The organism is Cryobacterium sp. SO2 (assembly GCF_026151165.2).
In the GTDB taxonomy this organism is placed as follows: Bacteria; Actinomycetota; Actinomycetes; order Actinomycetales; family Microbacteriaceae; genus Cryobacterium.
Window position 1 is genome coordinate 452,124 of the sequence record NZ_CP117849.1, and the last position, 18,812, is coordinate 470,935.

Sequence of the window (18,812 nt, forward strand, 5' to 3'; positions counted from 1 at the left end):
TCAGCCCCGCGGCTCAGACTGCGGGTCGGGCACCTGGAAGTACAGGTGCGCGTGCAGCCGGCATCCGTCGTTGAAGGCCGCCCCGCAGTGCGGGCAGGCCGAGACGCCGCGGTACTGATCGATCGCGAGGGTGTGCCAGCAGGCGCCGCAGAGGATCGCCTGCTCGGCCCAGTCCTCGGGCGCCCACTGCTCGGCCGGATGCGACTCGGCCTCGGCGTGACACTGGAAGCACGGGTAGAACCGGCCGCAGCAGCGGAACTTGATCGCGATCACATCCGTCGACCCGTTGTAGTGCACGCAGCGGGTGTGGACGTCGACGACGGCGCCGTACACACGCAGTCGCGCCGTTTCCTCGTTCACTGGCGGTCCCTTCCCGCAGACACAAATGTGGCCGGTGCGGACATCTGCGGCCGGCGTACCGGCAACACGTGTCCGCACCGGCCACAGTAGCCGAGCCGGCGGGTTACTCGCCCGTGTCGGTGCTGGTGTCGTCGGTGGTGCTGGTGGCGGTGGCCTGCTCCATCACGAAGGTCTCGAACGCCGCGGCGTCGGCGAGGTCGCCGGAGTACTGCACACCCTGCACGAGCACCGTCGGGGTGCCGGTGACGGCCGCGAGAGAGGTGTTGGGCAGCGGGCCGGCCAGGGCGCGGTCGGTGGCGGTGCCGACCCACTTGGAGAACTCCTGGTCGGTGATGCAGGTGGCCACGGACTCGTCGGTCACCCCGGCGGTCTCCACCAGGCTCACCAGCTCGGCGTCGGTGAGCCCGCTCGTGCCCTCGGTGGGCTGGTTCGCGAACAGGGCCGCGTTCACGTCGAGGAAGCTGTCCGGCTGGTAGTTGGCCACGCAGGAAGCGGCATTGGCCGCGCGGGTGGAGTACTTGGTGCCGTTCGACGAGTTGTCGAGGATCGAGATGGGGTGCACCTCGAGCGTGATGTTGCCCGCCGTGAGCCAGTTGGTGAGCTGCTCGGCGTTGGCCGTCTCGAACTGGTTGCAGTACGGGCACAGATAATCGAGGTACACGGTGATGTTTACCGTGTCGGTGAGGGCGTCCACGTCGGTGGCGACGGGATCCGCGTCGGCCGCGGTGGCCGCGGTGGGCACGGCGGTGATCGCGGTGCCGTCACCCTGCATCAGGATGCCGTCGCTGGCCATGTTGAGCGGGCCGGGCGCTGCCGGCTTGATGCTGCCGACGATGAGCACGGCCACGATCGCCGCTACGGCCACCAGGGTCAAGCCGATGCCGCCGCGCAGGAACCAGCGGTTGCGCGCCTCGCGCTTCTTCTGTTCCTCCCGCTGGATGCGGGCCGTTTCGCGGGCCACCTCACGGCGATCCTTCTTCGGGGGGAGCGGCTGGCCGGGAGTTTGTGCGTTCATTGACTATCTGTGCCGTTTCGTCGGGACTGGTTCTCGCCTTGACCCTATCGACCGAGACTATGAGGTCGATTGCGGGGGGCTGTGAGCCAGCTGGGAGGATCGCCCTGGCGGGTGCCCAGGACGAGCCTAGGACCGAATCGGGCCCGCCGGGACCGGGAAGCTAGAACCAGGTGCTCAGGTGCGGTGCGTAGGCGGAGTGCAGGGCCGTGTCCAGCCGGATGGCGGCATCCGGTGTGGTCTCGGTGAGGCGCCCGGCGCGGGCCAGGTCGACCGCACTCGTGCCGCCCAGGTAGAGCGAGGCGAGGTCGGCCGCCGAGAGGGCCACCTCGACGGCGCCGGCCGGGGCCGGGGCGGCGCCGAGCGGATGCGCCCGGCCGGAGCCGTCCGCCGCCACCGTGAGCAGAAAACGGCCCTGGGCGAAGCCGAGGTCGTCGGTGACGTCGAGCACGTAGTCGCCGGGCGCCGTGTACCGGCGGGCGCCGAGTGCCACCGGCACATCGAGGATGCGCAGCCAGAGGTGGTCGCGCTCGCCGGTCTTGCGCACCGCGCGGTGGTCGGAGACCTGCCAGGCCACCGGTTCGGAGACGCTGCGCAGCGGCGCGTCGATCTCGTTGACCATGTCCATCTCGATCACGAACCGCCAGAGCGCGGCGTAGGCGTCGTCGGTGGCCGCGACGAGGTCGACGAGCTTGAGCCGGCCGGGGTGGCTCACGTTCTGCAGGGCGATCTCGTAGAGCGCGAATCCGGCGATGGCGCCGTCGGCGTCGTCGTAACGCACCGCACGGATGCCGCGCTTGTGCGCGTCCGGTTCGTTCGGGAGCAGTCCGAGGGTGCGCTTCCACCAGATCTCGCGGCGGTCCACCTCACCGGGGGAGCGTTCACGGGTGCGCTCGAAGACGGTGGGACCGTCGGCCAGCAGCGACTCCGGGCTCACGAACTGCACCCGGCCGGCCGGGCTGGGGCCGGTCCAGTGGGCCCTGGCGGTGTCGACCAAATAGGAGGACTGCCGGGCGGAGGGTCCGAAGCCGTACCGGCCGTAGATGGTGGCCTCCGACACCGTGAGCATGGCCATCGGCAGGCCGAGGTTCACGGCGGTGCGTAGTTCGGCGGTGAGCATGGCCCTGGCGATGCCCCGGCGGCGGTGGGTTGGCGACACCGTGACCGAGCTGATGGCGTAGCTGCCCAGCGCGGTGCCGCCGGGAACGGTGAGGCCCATCTCCCAGGAGCGCACGGTGGCGACCGGGGTGTCGGGGTCGGCCTGCGAAGCGTCCCAGACGCCCGTGACCCGGTCGGTGGCGATGTCCTCGACCTGCACCTCGAGGGTGCCCTCGGTGGGCGTCACCTCGTGGAAGCCGCGGGCATCCGCCAGCAACCAGCGCTTGAGGCCCGCGTCGTCGGTCGCGTCCAGGACGGCCAGGCGCAGGCCGCGCTCGGCGAGGACGGCGGCGGATTCGGGGTCGACGGGTACAGACGTGTAGGCATTCACCCCGCCAGCCTACTCACGCGCCCTGGGCGGGACTCGGGTGCCGTGAGAGCCCGTCGCGCCGCTTGACAGCCCGCGGCGGCGGCGGACAAGCTGAAGCCGAACCGGGCCGGCTGCGGCAGGAAACGGCTGCGGATCGGGAAGGGGAGCGGATGACGACGGGCGCCAGAGTGCTGATCGCCCCCGACTCGTTCAAGGGCACCGCCGATGCCGCCGCCGTGGCCCGGGCGCTCGGCACGGGCTGGGCCGCCGTGCGCCCGGACGACGACCTGGTGCTGATGCCGATGGCCGACGGCGGCGAGGGCACTCTGGACGCCTTCGCCCTGGCGGTGCCCGGCGCCACGCGGATGCCCGCGACCGTGACCGGACCGGATGGCCGACGCGCCCCGGCCTCCTGGCTGCTGCTGCCCGACGGCACCGGCGTGGTCGAACTGGCCTGCACCAGCGGCATCACCCTGCTCGAGACGCTCCGCCCGCTCGACGCGCACACCGAGGGATTCGGCCAGGCCGTTGCCGCCGCCCTGCGGCACGGCGTCGACCGGCTCTACCTCGCCCTCGGCGGTAGCTCGTCGACCGACGGAGGCGTGGGCGCGCTCACCGCGCTCGGCGGCCGGTTCCTCGACGGGGACGGGCGGCAGGTGCTCCCCGGCGGGCGGGGCCTGGCCGACATCGTGACCGCCGACCTGAGCGGCCTGCCGCCGCTGCCGGCCCGCGGCGCGCTGATCCTCAGCGATGTCACCAACCCCCTGCTCGGCCCGGCCGGGGCCGCCGCCGTGTTCGGACCGCAGAAGGGCGCGGATGCGGCGGAGATTGTGGCGCTCGACGCCCGCCTGGGCCGTCTGGCCGGGTTGCTCGGCGCCGACCCGGCCACCCCGGGCGCCGGGGCCGCCGGCGGCACCGCGTTCGGGTTGCTGGCCTGGGGCGCCAGGCTCGCGCCCGGCGCCGCCGCCGTGGGGCAGGCGCTCGGGCTGCCGGCGGCCGTGCGCGGCGCATCCGTCGTGATCACGGGTGAGGGCCGCTTTGACAGCCAGTCCGCGGCCGGCAAGGTGCCGTCCCTTCTGGCCGGCCTGGCAGCAGAAGCCGGCGTGCGCGCCCTGCTCGTGGCCGGTGCGATCGAGCCCGGCGCCCTGACGGCCCACCCCGGCTGGTTCGCCGCCGCCGTGAGCCTCACCGACCTCGCCGGCGGCACCGCGGCGGCCATGGCCGACCCGCTCACCTGGCTCGAGACGGCCGGCTCGCGCTTGGCCGGCGACCGGTAGCGACCGTCCGAGCCGGCCCTCGCGGCTCGGGTTCGTGCCGCCCCGGGATGCAACGTTGGAATCGACCGGGTAAGTTCGCATGGAGAGCAGAAGCGCTCGCCCGGACCGGGCGGTGCGGCTGCTCGCGAGTGTGACCGACCAGGGAGCGAAATGGCAGCAACACTGCGCGATGTGGCGGCGCTCGCCGGGGTGTCGATCAAGACGGTGTCCAACGTCGTCCACGACTTCGAGCACATCCGACCGTCGACCAGGACCAGGGTGCGCGCGGCCATCGACGAACTCGGTTACACGCCCAATATCTCGGCCAGGAGCCTGCGTTCCGGCCGCACCGGTGTGATCGGGCTGGCCCTGCCCGAACTCAGCCTCAGCTACTTCGCCGAACTGGCCGACGCCATCATCCAGGCGGCCGAACGCCGTCACCTCGTCGTTCTGCTCGAGCAGACCGGCGGCGGTGACCGCGACCGCGAGATCGCCATGCTCTCGAGCCAGCGCCTGCAACTCACCGATGGGCTCATCTTCAGCCCCCTGGGCATGAGCTCGGCGGATACCGCGCTGCTCAATGTGGACTACCCGTTGGTGCTGCTCGGCGAGCGCGTCTTCGGCGGTCCCGTCGACCACGTCACCATGCACAACGTCGAGGCCGCCAAGGCCGCGACCCTGCACCTGATCGGCCGCGGCCGTCGCCGGATCGCCGTCATCGGCGCCCACGAGGGCGAAGTGGTCGGGTCGGCCGTCCTGCGCCTGCAGGGCTACCGCGAGGCCCTCGCCGAGGCCGGCATCCCGTTCGATCCCGCTCTGGTGGGCAACGTGGGTCTCTGGCATCGACGGGATGGCGCCGAGGCGATGCGCGCGCTGATCGACACCGGCGTCAGCTTCGACGCCGTCTTCGGACTCAATGACGCCCTCGCGCTCGGCGCCATGCGGGTGGCCCAGGTGGCCGGGTTGCGCGTGCCGGAAGACGTGATGTTCATCGGCTTCGACGCCCTCGACGAGACCAAGTACTCACTGCCGACCCTGTCGACCATCGATCCCGGCCGCGACGAGATCGCCGACACCGCGGTGCGCCTGCTCGTGCAGCGCATCGAGGAGGGTGTGACCCCGCCTGTACCCGAGGTCTACCTGGCCGACTACACGGTGATCGACCGCGAGTCCACGGCCGTCTAGGCAGCTCGGCGGCTCAGTCGGCCAGGCTGCCGAAGAGCACCAAGCGGCAGCCGTGCGCCGGGGTGGTCAGGGTGAGGGTGTCGTCGACCGCCGCCACGGACTGTCCGTCCCACAGGTCGGTGGCTCCGACGGCTCCCGCCGGCTCACCCAGCGCCGACAGCGGCAGGCGGATGTCCCTGGCGGTGTCCCCGGTGTTGAACACGGCCACGTAGAGGGCCGTGGGCTGCCCGGCAGCGGCCGCCCCGGCGCTCGAACTCCACACCACGGTGTCGCCCTCCCGCCACAACTCGCGCTGGTTGTGCGAGTCGCGGTGCATGCGCAGTACGGCGGGATTGGTGAGCAGGGCCAGGGTCGCCGGTGGGGTGGACGGCAGGTCGCCGCCGAACATCAGCGGCGACCGGGCCAGACACCACAGGGTGAGCATGGTGCGCTGCTCGTCGGCGGTGAGCCGGCTCATCCGGTCGCCGCCACGCTCGGCCCGGATGCCGATGCGGCCCAGCGGCAGCATGTCGGCGTCGGCCCAGGCTCCCGGCGTCTGGTGCGGGGCCCACCGGGCCAGGCGGCCGAACTGGTCGAGGATGTCCTCCCAGCGGTCCCAGAGGTCGTCGGACACGCGCCAGAACTGGGCGTGCCCGGCCAGGTGCTCGCGGTGCGCGAGGGAGAGGTCGGTGCCGGGGGAGAGACTGAGCGTGATCGGCCGGCCGGAGCGCTCGATGGCCAGCGCGTAGGCCTCGATTTCGCGGGTGTGATACGGCGCGAGCATGTCGTCGGCCTTGATGAAATCAACCCCCCAGGCAGCGAACTGGGCCACCTGGGCGTCGTAGTAGGCCTGCGCGCCGGGGTGGTCGTGGTTCAGGCCCACGTTGTCGGGGTTCCAGGTGCAGGCCGAGTCCGGGTCGGCGATGTCGGCGGCGCTCACCCCTGCGCAGCCGAAGACTGGCAGCGACGCCGCCACCGCGGCGCGCGGGATTCCGCGCATGATGTGCAGCCCGAAACGGAGGCCCAGGGCGTGCACGCGGCGGGCGAGCGGGGCGAACCCGGCGCCGTCCGCGGCGGACGGGAACCGGTTGACCGCGGGCAACTGGCGACCCCAGGCATCCATCTCGATACCCGGCGTATCGTTATAGCCGCCGGCGCGTGCGGCGGGGTCGTACCAGGCGATGTCGACCACGATGGTGTCCCAGCCGAAGCGCAACAGGTGTGCCGCCATGAAGTCGGCGTTCGCCAGCACTTCGGCCTCTGTCACCGTGGTGCCGTAACAATCCCAGGAGTTCCAGCCCATCGGCGGGCGCTGGGCGGTGGGATCGGGGTGGGGGTTTTGGTGCAGGTCAGGCTGGGTTTCGGGGGTCACTGTGGTGCTCCGGTTTGATCGGGTTGACCCGGCCGGCGCCAGGTAACGGAATGATCACGATATTACAACGTTGGAATTTTCTTGCCGGAATTCATTGCGTCTGCCCAGAGCCTGTCATACTGTTACAACGTTGTAAAACACTCAGGACGCGGATGTCCGACCCGATGGGCCGTGGCATTCACACTCACAGCACAGCCAATAGGGAAGGAACTACGTGATGAAGAGGTCACGTTTTATCGCCGCCTCCGTAGCAATGATCGCTACGACCGGCCTTCTGCTCAGCGGATGCTCGGCAGGAGCAGCAGACACCGGTGAGAAGCAGCTCACATTCATGTTCCGCGGCGGCGAAGACGAGAAGGCCGCGTACACGACGGCCATCAAGGCCTTCGAAAAGGCCAACGACGTCAACGTCAAAATCATCGTCACCACGGCGGATGACTACTCCACCAAGCTCAAGGCCGCCATCGCCGGCAAGCAGATCCCCGATGTGTTCTACATCGGCCCTGGCGACGTGCAGGCCTACGTGAACAACGGTGTCATCCTCGACATCACCGACTACGTCGAAAACTCGGACACCCTCGACCTCGACAACATCTGGGACTACGGCGTCGACAGCTACCGGTTCGACGGCAGCCTGGTCGGCCAGGGCGCCATCTACGCCCTGCCGAAGGACGTCGGCCCGTTCTCGTTCGGCTACAACAAGACCATGTTCGAGGCCGCCGGCATCCCGCTGCCCGACCCGGACGTGCCCCTGACCCTTCAGGAATTCGTCGACATCTCCAAGCAGCTGACCGTGGACCTCGACGGCGACGGCGAGCTCGACCAGTGGGGAACCGGCCTCAACGTGCAGTGGAGCCTGCAGTCGTTCGCCTGGTCGAACGGCGCGGAGTTCCTCAATAAGGACCGCACCAAGGTCACCGTGGACACCCCGGAGTTCGCCGAGGCGCTGCAGTGGTTCGCCGACCTGTCCAACGTGGAACACATCACCCCCTCCACCGCGCAGGCACAGACCCTCGACACCTACCAGCGCTGGATGAGCGGCCAGATCGCGTTCTTCCCGGTGGGCCCGTGGGACGTCTCGACGTACGCCGATCTCGACTTCGACTACGACCTGATCCCCTACCCGGCCGGCTCGACCGGTGAGTCCGCCACCTGGACCGGCACGCTCGGTATCGCGGTCGGCAGCACCACCAAGTACCCGGAGCTGTCCGAGAAGCTCGTCGAGTACCTGTCCGCCGACGCCACCGCCCAGCAGACGCTGGTTGATGCCGGAGTACAGATCCCGAACCTCAAGGACACGGCAGACACCTGGGTGGCCGACTCGACCACCCAGCCCGCCAACAAGCAGGAGTTCCTGGACATCGTGAACGGCTACGGCCGCGCACTGCCCGCCAACAACACCTACAACGCCGAGTGGTACGACGAGCTTTTCACCAACATCCAGCCGGTGCTCGACGGCACGCAGACCGCCGCCGACTACCTCAAGGAGGCGCAGCCCAAGATGCAGGCATTCCTGGACGACGCCAACGCCCAGGCCGGTATCGGCTAACAACCCGCACCGGATGTCGCGGCCGCGTTCTCCACTGCGCGGCCGCGGCATCCGCCCCCGGCCGGCTCGCCGACCGATAGCTCATTGGAATCAAGTCAAGGAAGATCGCTGATGTCCACAGAAGTTCTTCGCACCAAGCCGCGCCGCTCCAGACTGCACAGGCGTGAGCACCAGGTCGCCCTCGCGTTCATCGCGATCCCCCTGATCGGCTTCCTGCTCTTCACGCTCTACCCGCTGCTCTACTCCGTCTACGCCTCGTTCACGAGCTGGAACGGCCTGGCCGCACCGACGTTCAACGGGATCGACAACTACATCAAGATGTGGAACGACCCGTACTTCCTCAAGGCCATGTGGAACACGTTGTTCATGATGATCGGCATCCCGATCGGGCTCGTGCTCTCGATGGCCCTGGCCCTCGGTCTCAACCGCAAGATGCGCGGCACCACCTTCTTCCGCACGGTGTACTACATTCCCGTGATCTCCTCGATCGCCGCCATCGCCATCCTCTGGCAGTGGGCGTACAACGGCGACTTCGGCCTGGTCAACCAGGTCCTCGACCTGGTCGGCATCCAGGGCCCGAACTGGCTGGCCGACAAGGACACCGTCAAGCCGGCCCTGATCATCATGGCCACCTGGAAGGGCCTCGGCTATTCGATGCTGCTCTACCTGGCCGCCCTGCAATCGGTGCCCCGCTACCTCTACGAGGCCGCCTCGCTCGACGGCGCCGGCACCTGGGACCAGTTCCGCAACATCACCCTGCCGATGGTGCGCCCGGTCACTTTCTTCCTCGTCGTGACGAGCATCATCGGGGGATCGCAGATCTTCATCGAGATCAACATCATGACCCCGCTGGGCGGTCCGGAATTCAGCTCGGCCTCTATCGTCTGGTACATCTGGCGCCAGGCGTTCAACAACCTGCACATGGGGTACGCATCGGCCATGTCGATCGTGCTCGGGCTGATCATCTTCGTGATCACCGTCATCCAATTCCGGCTCAACCGCCGCAACCAGTTCTCGATTGACTGAAGGCCGCCACCGTGAGTACGTCAACTTCCCTTCCCGGCCCGGTTCAGGCCGGCGCACCGCTGCTCGACCCGCAGGGCGGCATCCCCGCCGGCCCCGGAGCTCCCTCCGGCCGCGGGCGGCGCTCCAACCCGACGCCCGCCGGCGCAGGTCATCCGCTGACCCGCTCGGCACGGTACAAGCTCGGCAACGTTCTCGTCACGCTGATCCTCTCGCTCGGCGCGATCGTCATGCTCGGCCCGCTGATCTGGACCTTCTCCACCTCGCTGAAGACCCACGACGCGATCTTCGCGCTGCCGCCACAGTGGATCCCCGACCCGGTGATGTGGGACAACTACCTCCGCGTGTGGTCGGCCGGACCGCTGCTCAGCGGCATCCGGAACAGCCTGATCGTGGCCGGCACCGTCACCGTGATCGGCTCGATCACCTCTTCGATCGCCGCGTTCGCCTTCGCGAAAATGCGGATGCCGTTCAAGAACGCCGCCTTCCTGATGCTGCTGGCCGGCCTGATGATCCCGTTCCCGACCATCATGATTCCGCAGTTCATGGTCTTCGCGAACATCGGCTGGGTCGATACCCTGCTGCCGCTGATCGTGCCCGGCCTGTTCGGCAACATCATCATGATCTTCTTCCTCAAGCAGTACCTCGAGAACGTGCCGGACTCGATCATCGAAGCCGCCAAGCTCGACGGCGCCTCCTACCTGCAGATCTTCTTCAGGCTGATCTTCCCGGCCATCCGGCCGGCCATGGCCGCGCAGTTCATCCTCTGGTTCATGGCCGTGTGGAACGACTACCTGGCCCCGATCATCTACCTGAACACGCCGGAGAAGCAGACTTTGCAGCTCGTGATCGCCAGCTTCAACGCTCAGTACGCCAGCCAGACCGACTACCCGCTGATCATGGCGGCCTCGTTCATCGCCCTGCTGCCGGTGCTGATCGTGTTCATCGTCTTCCAGCGTCAGATCATCGAATCCGTCGCCCTCACCGGCGGGAAGGGCTGACCGTGCCTGTTCTCGACGAGCGCGCAACCCTCGAGTGGCCCGAACTGCCCGGCACGGCGCTGCGCAGCCTGGCCCCGGTGCCGGCCGGCGACCCTGCCACCGGTGACCCCGCCGCCTGGGGCACCCGCAACGCACACGACCCCACTGTCGTACGCGACACCGACGGCTCCTGGTACATGTTCTCCACGGATGCCGCCGCCGGCGCCGACTCGGTGGCCGCCGGTGTGCACGTACGCCGCTCCGCCGACCTCGTGCAGTGGACCTTCGTGGGCACGGCCCTGGACGGGGTGCCCGGACCTGCCTTCGAGTGGACCCAGGCCCCCGGCCTGTGGGCGCCGGAGGTCGTGCGCTGGCCGGCACCCGGTGCATCCGCCCCTGCCGGCGACGTGCGCTGGCACATGTACTACTCGGCCTCCACCTTCGGCTCGAACACCTCGGCCATCGGCCTGGCCGTGGCCGACCGGCTGGCCGGTCCGTGGGAGGACCGCGGCATCGTCGTGGGCACCAGGACCGGCGAGTCCAGCCAGAATGCCATCGACGCCGCCGTCACGGTCGACCGTGACGGTACCCCGTGGCTCACCTATGGGTCGTTCTTCTCCGGCATCTACACGCTGCCGCTGAACGGGCGCACCGGGCTGCCGCAGACGCCGGGCGACCTCGGCACCCTCATCGCCCGCCGGGCCGTGTCGGTGGAACGGGCGATCGAAGGCGCCTTCATCGTCTACCGCCGCGAGGAGGACCGCTACGTGCTGTTCACCTCCTACGACTCCCTCTTCGACAGCTACAACGTGCGGGTCGCCGTGGCCGAGAACATCGACGGACCGTACACCGACCTGCTCGGCCGCTCCATGACCGACCTCGACGCCGCGCCGGCGTCGATCGGCACCAAGGTGCTCGGCAGCCACCGGTTCGGCACCGACACCGGCTGGCTCGCCCCAGGGCACAACTCGATCCTCATCGAACCGGATCTTCCAGGGGCGGCCCCGGCCGCGACCGGTTACCGCGCGGACGAGTACGTCATGGTGCACCACGTGCGCTTCGCCGACGACCCCCACCAGCACGTCGTGCAGCTGCGGCGCACCTTCTTCACCGAGGCCGGGTGGCCCGTCGTCTCTCCGCAGCCGTTCGCCGGCGCCGACGCGGAGCGCCTCGCCGAGCCGGTCGCCCTGACCGGCCCGTGGCACGCGGTGCGGTTGGCACCGGAGTCGCCCGACCTGGTGAACTCCGCTGTGGTGACCGTCGCGTTGGCGTCCACTGTGCTGCTGCCCGCCGGCCCCGGCGTGGCGGATGCGGCCGAGCGACTCTTCGACGGCCGCACCGAGCGGGTGCGCCTCGTGGTCGGCACCGACGCAGGTGGCACCGATGCATCCGGCACCGAACTCGATGCCGTGGTCTTCTCCTCCTGGGACTGGGCCAACGCCCGGCCCGCCCTCTCCTTCAGCGGCCTCGCCGCCGACGGGGTGGCCTGGTTCGGCACGAAGGGAGCCTGACATGGACGACTACGCCATCGGCTGGGCAGGTAAGGCCATGCAGTGGCTGCGCTTCGCGATCGCCCTCGTCGTGATCAACCTGCTCTTCATCGCGGGCAGCATCGCCGGGCTGATCGTGTTCGGGGTGTTCCCGGCCGCGACGGCCGCTGCCATCCTGCTCGGTCGGCTGCGCGCCGGCCAGCCGGGCGACCGTCTGGTGCGGGACTTCATCACCGCCTACCGGGCCCAATTCCGGCACCTGGCCGTTGTCGCGATCCCGTTCCAGGCCGCGGCAGCGCTGGTCTTCCTCGACCTGGTGGCCTTTCAGACCACGGCTCTCGCCGGCAGCCCGGTGAGCGCGGTGCTGCTGGTGTTGCTCGTGGTGGTGTCGGTCTGCACCCTGCTGGCCGGCCTCTCGGCTGTCATCATCTGCACCCGCTACCGGGATTCGGCCCGGGCGATCTGGCGGTATGCGTTCGTGCTGCCGGTCGTGTCCCCGCTGATGAGCCTGTCGCTGATCCTGGGCCTGGGCGTGCTCACCGTCGCCCTGTTCCAGTTCGGCGTGCTGATGCCGCTGATCGGGGCGTCCGCGCCGCTGTTCGTGGCCGGCTGGCTCATCGACCACCGCCTGGCCGCCCTCGACGCCACGCACCCCGCTCACGGCGCGGTGCGGAACGAAGACGGCGCGCTGCCGCTCGCCCCGGCCGGCCGCACCTCGCTCGCCTGACCGGCCCGGCTGTGACCGGTTCGCCAGTGCCGCACCTTCGCTCCACCCGACTTGCCCCACCTTTATAACGTTGCACAGATAGATAGGACACGATCTCCATGACCACCGCACGAATCAGCATCGACCCCACCACCGTGGTCGCCCCCATCAACCGGCGCATCTTCGGTTCCTTCGTGGAGCACCTGGGCCGATGCGTCTATGACGGCATCTACGAACCCGATCACCCCACCGCCAACGAAGACGGCTTCCGCCTCGACGTTGTCGAACTGGTCAAGGAACTGGGCTCCACCACCATCCGCTACCCCGGCGGCAACTTCGTCTCCGGCTACAAGTGGGAAGACGGCGTCGGCCCGCGCGACCGGCGCCCGGTGCGCCGCGACCTGGCCTGGCACTCCCTGGAGAGCAACCAGGTGGGCCTGGAGGAGTTCGGCCGCTGGTGCGAACTCACCGGCTCCGAGCTGATGATGGCCGTGAACCTGGGCACCCGCGGCATCGAATCCGCGCTCGACCTGCTCGAATACGCCAACGGCGATGCCGGCACCGCGCTCGCCGACGAGCGCGTGCGCAACGGCAAGACCGAGCCGTACAACATCCGCATGTGGTGCCTCGGCAATGAAATGGACGGCCCGTGGCAGGTCGGCCACATGTCCAGCGACGACTACGGCAAGATCGCCGCGCGCACGGCGTCGGCCATGAAGACCGCAGACCCCTCCCTCGAGCTCGTCGTCTGCGGATCCTCCGGATCGGCCATGCCCACCTTCGGTGAGTGGGAACGGGTGGTGCTCGAGCACAGCTACGAGTCCGTCGACTACATCTCCTGCCATGCCTACTACCAGGAGCGGAATGGCGACCTGGACTCCTACCTGGCGTCGTCGCTGGAGATGAAGTACTTCATCGACACCGTCGTGGCCACGGCCGACCACGTCAAGCACAAGCTGCGCAGCCAGAAGACCATCCAGCTCTCCTTCGACGAGTGGAACATCTGGTACCTGGACGAACACCGCGACTCCGAGGAAGTCAACGACGAGTGGCGCTTCGCACCCCGCCAGCTCGAGGACGTCTACTCGGTGGCGGATGCCGTTGTGCTCGGCAACCTGCTGATCACCCTGCTGCAGAACCACGACAGGGTGGGCTCGGCATCGCTGGCCCAGCTGGTGAACGTGATCGCCCCGATCATGACTGAACCCGGCGGAGACTCCTGGCGCCAGACCACGTTCTTCCCGTTCTCGGTCACCTCCAGGCTCGCCCGCGGCGAGGTCATCTCGCCCCGCATCACCGTGGGCACCTACGACACGGCGCTCTACGGTGCCGCGCCGCTGGTGGACTCGGTGGCCACGGTGGACGCCGCAGCCGGCACCGCCGCGGTGTTCCTGGTGAACCGCAGCCAGACCGAATCGATCGAGGTGACCATCGATGTGTCCGGGCTGGGCGCATCCGCCATCACCGAGGCCGTCACCCTGCATGACGACGACCCGTACGCCAAGAACACCCTGGAAGACCAGAACCGGGTGGGTCTGTCTGACCTCACCGGGTCTGTGCTCGCCGACGGCACTCTGACCGTCACCCTGCCGCCCGTCTCATGGTCGGCGCTCGCACTCGGTTAGCACGAACGGGCCAGGCGGGCACGCTCGCGGGCCTGTTCGTTCTGGCCCTGGCTGCGGTGCTCCTGTTCGTGCTGAGCGGATGCTCGGCCGAACAGGGCGCCCGACCGCTCACCGGGGATATCGCCACGCATGACCCGGCCTACGTGGCCGGGGTCGACGGGGCGCCCTCTTACGTGTACTCCACCGGCAACGGGGACATCGCCGACGGCAATATCCAGATCCGCAGCTCGGTCGACGGGCTGGACTGGGAGTACGTCGGCGAGGTCTGGCAGGAGAAGCCCGCCTGGCTGGTCGAGGCCGTGCCCGGGGTCGACAACCTCTGGGCGCCGGAGCTCTACGAGCACGACGGCACCTGGTACCTGTATTACTCGGCGTCGCTGTTCGGCACGAACACCTCGGTGATCGCGCTGGCCACGAACAGCACCCTCGACGTGGACGCGGCCGACTACGAGTGGGTGGACCAGGGTGAGGTGATCACCTCGGTCGGCACCGACTACAACAGCATCGACCCCGGTGTCGTCGAGGATGCGGACGGCACGCCCTGGCTGAGCTTCGGCTCGTTCTCCACCGGGCTGCAGCTCGTGCAGCTCGAGTGGCCGACCGGGCTGCGCACCGACGATGCCGAACCGGTGACGATCGCGGACCGCAACCTGGCCGTGAACGCCCTCGAAGCGCCGTACCTGCTCGCGCACGACGGTTACTTCTACCTGTTCTTCTCCCGGGACTTCTGCTGCCGCGGCGTGGACAGCACCTACAACATCGCCGTCGGGCGCTCGGAGTCTGTGGCCGGACCCTACCTGGACGCCAACGGCGCCGCCCTGCTCGAGGACGGCGGCACCCCGGTGCTCAGTAGCGACGGCGACAGGATCGGCCCCGGTGGCCAGTCGGTGTCCGGCGGCACCCTCGCCTTCCACTACTACGATGCCACCCTGGACGGCCTGTTCCAACTCGGCCTCATCCCGATCAACTGGGAAGACGGCTGGCCGGTGGCGACCTGGGAATAGGCCCCAGCCGCACGGCCGCCCACGCTACCCCGCACCCACCCCACAGGAGTTCTCATGCCCATCGCCGGACCCGTCAGCCCGCTGGCCGGAGCGCAGAGCGCCCTCCGCCCACTGTCACTGGACGCCGTCACCTTCGCCGGAACCGGCCAGCTCGCCGCCTGGCAGCGGGTGAACCGGGACGCCACCCTGGCGCACTGCGTGGATCAGCTCGAGGCCTCTGGCGCGCTCGCGAACCTGCGCATCGCGGCCGGCCGGGAGAGCGGGACCTTTCGCGGTTTCGTCTTCGCCGACTCCGATGTGTACAAGGTGCTCGAGGCCATCGGCTGGGAGGCCGGCCGTGCCGGCGGTGGCGCGGAGGCCTTTGCCGGCTTCGTCGACGAGACGGTGGCGCTGCTCGAGGCCGCCCAGCAGGACGACGGCTATCTCGACTCGTTCTTCCAGGTCGCCAAGCCCGACGAGCAGTTCGCCGACCTGCGCTGGGGGCACGAGATGTACTGCCTCGGGCACCTGCTCCAGGCCGGCGTGGCGTGGGCGCGCACGAGCGCGCGCACCGACCTGCTTGAGGTGGGGCTGCGGTTCGCCGAGCTCGTCGAGGCGCGCTTCGGCGCCGGCGGCGTGGATGCCGTCTGCGGGCATCCGGAGATCGAGACCGCCCTCGTCGAGGTGTACAGGGTCACCGGCCAGCGACGCTGGCTCGACCTGGCCCAGCGATTCATCGACCTGCGCGGCCACCGCACCGTGGGCGAAGACCGGTTCGGCTACGGCTACTTCCAGGACCACGAGCCGGTGCGGAGCGTCCCCGGTGCCACCGGGCACTCGGTGCGGCAGCTCTACCTGGCCGCCGGCGTGGCCGACGCCTACGCGGAGAACGGCGACACCGAGCTGCTCGCCGCGCTCGAACGCATCTGGCACGACGTGCACCAGAGCAAGATGTACGTCACCGGCGGACTCGGCGCCCGGCACCGCGACGAGGCCTTCGGCGACCCGTTCGAGCTGCCGCCGGACCGGGCGTACTCCGAGACCTGCGCCGCGATCTCCAGTGTGCAGTTCAACTGGCGGATGCTGCTGATCACCGGTGAGGGCCGGTTCGCCGACGAACTGGAACGGGCGCTGTACAACGCCGTGGCCGGGTCAACCACGAGCGACGGCACCGCGTTCTTCTACTCCAACCCGCTGCAGGTGCGCACCCACCGGGACGGCGCCCACGAGCAGGCCCCGGCCCGCCGGGTGGGCTGGTACGACTGCGCCTGCTGCCCGCCCAACCTGGCCAGGCTGGTGTCGTCGCTGCAGCACTACGCGGCCACGACCGCGGGCGGCTCGCTGCAACTGCACCTCTATGAGACCGGCTCCATCGACCTCGGCGGGGTGGGCGGCGCCGCAACTACGGCCCGGATCACGACGGGCTACCCGGTCGACGGCACCGTGCTCATCCAGTTCGATCACGCCTTCACCGGCGGCGAGGTGGCGCTGCGAGTGCCGGGCTGGGCGGAGTCCTGGCGGGTCACCGTGAACGGGGAGCCGGTTGACCTGCCGGTGTCGGACGGCTATGCGCGGGTGGCGGGGGCGGGCATCCGCTCGATCGAGTTGGTGCTCGAGATGCCCGTGCGGCTGCGGCGCGCGCATCCGCAGGTGGACGCCGTGCGCGGCTGCGTGGTGGTGACCCGCGGACCGCTGGTCTACGCGCTTGAGCAAGCCGACCTGCCCGAGGGGCTCGTTCTCGAGGACTTCGTGATCGATACCGCGGTGGATGCCGAGCTCGGCCCGGTCGACGCCGTGCTGGGGGTGCCGCTGGTGCGGATCACCGGGGCCAGGCGTGCGATGGGCTCGGGGGAGCTCTACCCGGTGCTGGTCGGAGCGGCTGCCGGTGCGGCCCCGCCGGCGGACTCCGCGGTACGGTCCGCTGCGGCGGTGCCGATCGGCGGCGAGCCGGTGGTCGTCACCGCGGTGCCGTACTACCGGTGGGGCAACCGCGCGCCAGGGGGAATGCGCGTCTGGATCCCCACCAGCTAGCTCCTGTCCCGCCTCCCACCTCATCTCGCGAAAGCGGTCGTGTGGTTGCTTCAGCGGGGCGAAGCGACCCGTTCCCCGCTTTCGCGAGATGGTGCTTCCGCGAAAGCGGTCGCGTGGTTGTTTCCCCGCACGGGAAGTAACCGTTAACCCGCTTTCGCGAGTTACTGCTCTCGCGAAAGCGGGCGTGTGGTTGCTTCAGCGGGCGCGAAGCGACCCATTCCCCGCTCTCGCGAATACGAAGGGGCGCGGGTACGGTCAGGCGCGGTGGGCCGCGTACTGGGCGCGGATCACCGGGTGGAAGTCGGGGGTGGGGTGCGCCGCAAGCGCCACCGACCAGGCCGGGCGGGTGCCGGTGAGGGCCCAGGCGGCCTGCACGGCGCCACCGTCGGCTACGTATTCACCGGGCTCCGGCACGGCAACGGGGGCGTCGAAGACCTGCGCGGCGATGAACTGCACGGCCGGGTTCTGGGCGGCACCGCCGATCAGCAGGATGCGCTCCACCGTGACACCCTGCGCGCGCACGGCATCCAGCCCGTCGGCGAGGCCGCAGAGCAGCCCCTCGATGGCCGCGCGGGCGAGGTTCGGCCGGGTGGTCGAGCCGAGGGTGAGCCCGAAGAGCGACGCCGTGGCATCGGGCAGGTTCGGGGTGCGCTCGCCCTCGAAATAGGGCTGCAGCACCAGGCCGGCGGCGCCGGGTTCGGCCTGCAGCGCGAGGCGGCCGAGCTCGTCGTGGTCCACGCCGAGCAGACCGGCGATCGAGTCCAGGATGCGCGCGGCGTTGAGCGTGGCGATCAGCGGCAGGTGCAGCCCGCTGGCATCGGCGAACCCGGCGACGGTGCCAGAGGCGTCTTCGCTGGGCTGCTCGGTCACGGCGAACACCGTGCCGCTGGTGCCGATCGACACCACCACGTCGCCGGCCGCGGCGCCCAGGCCGAGCGCCGCACCGGCGTTGTCGCCGGCGCCGACGCCCACCACGAGGCCCGCGGGCACACCGGGCAGGGCCACAGTGCGTCCGGCACTCTCGCCGGGGCCGAGCACCACGGGCAGCACGGCATCGTGGCCGAGGCCGCGCACCAGCAGCTCACGGTCGTACTCGTTCAGTGCGGCCGAGAAGTAGCCGGTGCCGCTGGCATCCGACCGGTCTGTGGTCAGCTCGGTGAGCACGGGGCCGAGTTCGCTCTCGTCGGCCGGGCCGAAGCCGCGCAGCCGCCAGCTCAGCCAGTCGTGCGGGAGGGCGACGGCGGCGACCCTGGCGGCGTTGGCCGGTTCGGCGTCGCGCAGCCAGCGCAGCTTGGTGACGGTGAACGAGGCCACGGGCACCACGCCGGTGCGGCGGGAGTACTCCGCGGCGCCGACCTCGTCGATCAGGGCGGCGGCGGCCGGGGCGCTGCGGGTGTCGTTCCAGAGCAGGGCGGGCCGGATGACGCGGCCGGCCGTATCGAGCACCACCATGCCGTGCTGCTGGGCGGCCACCGACACGGCGGAGACATCGGCCAGGCCGCCGGCCGCCTCGATCGCGGCGAGCAGCGCCTCCCACCAAGCGACGGGATCGACCTCGGTGCCCACGGGATGGGCGGCCTTGCCGGTGCGCACGAGCGCCCCCGTCTCGGCATCCCGAACGACCACTTTGCAACTCTGTGTCGACGAGTCGACTCCGGCCACCAACGTCATGTCACGCACTCCAAGCTCGACCACACCACACAAGAACAACAGGACAACAATCAACAACGGGCGCGGATGCGCATAACTCCTACACTTCTCGCCGGAGCCCGGCGGCCACCCCGGAATGTCGG

General features: G+C 69.7%; 15 protein-coding genes. 10 read left to right on the forward strand and 5 right to left on the reverse strand.

All coding sequences use genetic code 11. The annotated features are described in order from the left end of the window. From BJQ94_RS02170 to BJQ94_RS02180, 3 genes are all read right to left on the reverse strand, one after another. Window positions 1-360 carry a CHY zinc finger protein gene (locus BJQ94_RS02170; protein WP_265400702.1) on the reverse strand — a complete coding sequence of 120 codons (360 nt, stop codon included), beginning with the start codon at window positions 358-360 and terminating at the stop codon, window positions 1-3. Between the two features lie 103 nt (window positions 361-463). Beyond that, entirely contained in the window at window positions 464-1,375 is a 912-nt protein-coding gene (locus tag BJQ94_RS02175) for a thioredoxin domain-containing protein (RefSeq protein ID WP_265400703.1), read from the reverse strand. 160 nt (window positions 1,376-1,535) lie between these two features. Continuing rightward, entirely contained in the window at window positions 1,536-2,861 is a 1,326-nt protein-coding gene (locus BJQ94_RS02180; RefSeq protein ID WP_265400704.1) for a GNAT family N-acetyltransferase, read from the reverse strand. 149 nt (window positions 2,862-3,010) lie between these two features. Here BJQ94_RS02180 and BJQ94_RS02185 point away from each other — a divergent pair, with 149 nt between their 5' ends. Both BJQ94_RS02185 and BJQ94_RS02190 read left to right on the forward strand, forming a co-directional pair. Continuing rightward, window positions 3,011-4,117, forward strand: coding sequence for a glycerate kinase (locus BJQ94_RS02185; RefSeq protein ID WP_265400705.1), 1,107 nt, complete (start codon window positions 3,011-3,013; stop codon window positions 4,115-4,117). A gap of 150 nt (window positions 4,118-4,267) precedes the next feature. Continuing rightward, window positions 4,268-5,281 (forward strand): LacI family DNA-binding transcriptional regulator, encoded by a 1,014-nt coding sequence (locus BJQ94_RS02190; RefSeq protein WP_265400706.1) that lies wholly within the window; start codon window positions 4,268-4,270, stop codon window positions 5,279-5,281. A gap of 13 nt (window positions 5,282-5,294) precedes the next feature. On the opposite strand, the gene BJQ94_RS02195 is transcribed toward BJQ94_RS02190, so the two are convergent. Beyond that, window positions 5,295-6,563: a glycoside hydrolase family 27 protein gene (locus BJQ94_RS02195; RefSeq protein WP_265400738.1), complete on the reverse strand. Its 1,269-nt coding sequence runs from the start codon at window positions 6,561-6,563 to the stop codon at window positions 5,295-5,297. Between the two features lie 286 nt (window positions 6,564-6,849). Between BJQ94_RS02195 and BJQ94_RS02200 the strand changes: the two genes are divergently transcribed. The 8 genes from BJQ94_RS02200 to BJQ94_RS02235 all read left to right on the forward strand — a co-directional run bounded on the left by BJQ94_RS02200 (window position 6,850) and on the right by BJQ94_RS02235 (window position 17,019). Continuing rightward, window positions 6,850-8,181, forward strand: a complete 1,332-nt coding sequence (locus BJQ94_RS02200) for a sugar ABC transporter substrate-binding protein (protein WP_265400707.1) — start codon at window positions 6,850-6,852, stop codon at window positions 8,179-8,181. 111 nt (window positions 8,182-8,292) lie between these two features. After that, window positions 8,293-9,207 (forward strand): sugar ABC transporter permease, encoded by a 915-nt coding sequence (locus tag BJQ94_RS02205; RefSeq protein WP_265400708.1) that lies wholly within the window; start codon window positions 8,293-8,295, stop codon window positions 9,205-9,207. An 11-nt stretch (window positions 9,208-9,218) separates the two neighbouring features. Then, entirely contained in the window at window positions 9,219-10,205 is a 987-nt protein-coding gene (locus BJQ94_RS02210) for a carbohydrate ABC transporter permease (protein WP_345893468.1), read from the forward strand. A 2-nt stretch (window positions 10,206-10,207) separates the two neighbouring features. Next, a complete protein-coding gene (locus tag BJQ94_RS02215; RefSeq protein WP_265400709.1) occupies window positions 10,208-11,695 on the forward strand; it encodes an arabinan endo-1,5-alpha-L-arabinosidase in 1,488 nt (495 codons plus the stop codon). A gap of 1 nt (window position 11,696) precedes the next feature. After that, complete coding sequence (locus BJQ94_RS02220; RefSeq protein WP_265400710.1) at window positions 11,697-12,401, forward strand: DUF624 domain-containing protein; 705 nt, start codon at window positions 11,697-11,699, stop codon at window positions 12,399-12,401. A gap of 98 nt (window positions 12,402-12,499) precedes the next feature. Next, complete coding sequence (locus BJQ94_RS02225) at window positions 12,500-14,005, forward strand: alpha-N-arabinofuranosidase (RefSeq protein WP_265400711.1); 1,506 nt, start codon at window positions 12,500-12,502, stop codon at window positions 14,003-14,005. Window positions 14,006-14,061: 56 nt separating this feature from the next. Beyond that, on the forward strand, window positions 14,062-15,009 hold the full coding sequence (locus tag BJQ94_RS02230) for an arabinan endo-1,5-alpha-L-arabinosidase (RefSeq protein WP_275875538.1): 948 nt from the start codon (window positions 14,062-14,064) through the stop codon (window positions 15,007-15,009). Window positions 15,010-15,063: 54 nt separating this feature from the next. Then, complete coding sequence (locus BJQ94_RS02235) at window positions 15,064-17,019, forward strand: beta-L-arabinofuranosidase domain-containing protein (RefSeq protein WP_265400713.1); 1,956 nt, start codon at window positions 15,064-15,066, stop codon at window positions 17,017-17,019. A 255-nt stretch (window positions 17,020-17,274) separates the two neighbouring features. Here BJQ94_RS02235 and xylB read toward each other — a convergent pair whose 3' ends face one another. Then, on the reverse strand, window positions 17,275-18,690 hold the full coding sequence (gene xylB, locus BJQ94_RS02240) for a xylulokinase (protein WP_265400714.1): 1,416 nt from the start codon (window positions 18,688-18,690) through the stop codon (window positions 17,275-17,277). Window positions 18,691-18,812: the final 122 nt, after the last annotated feature.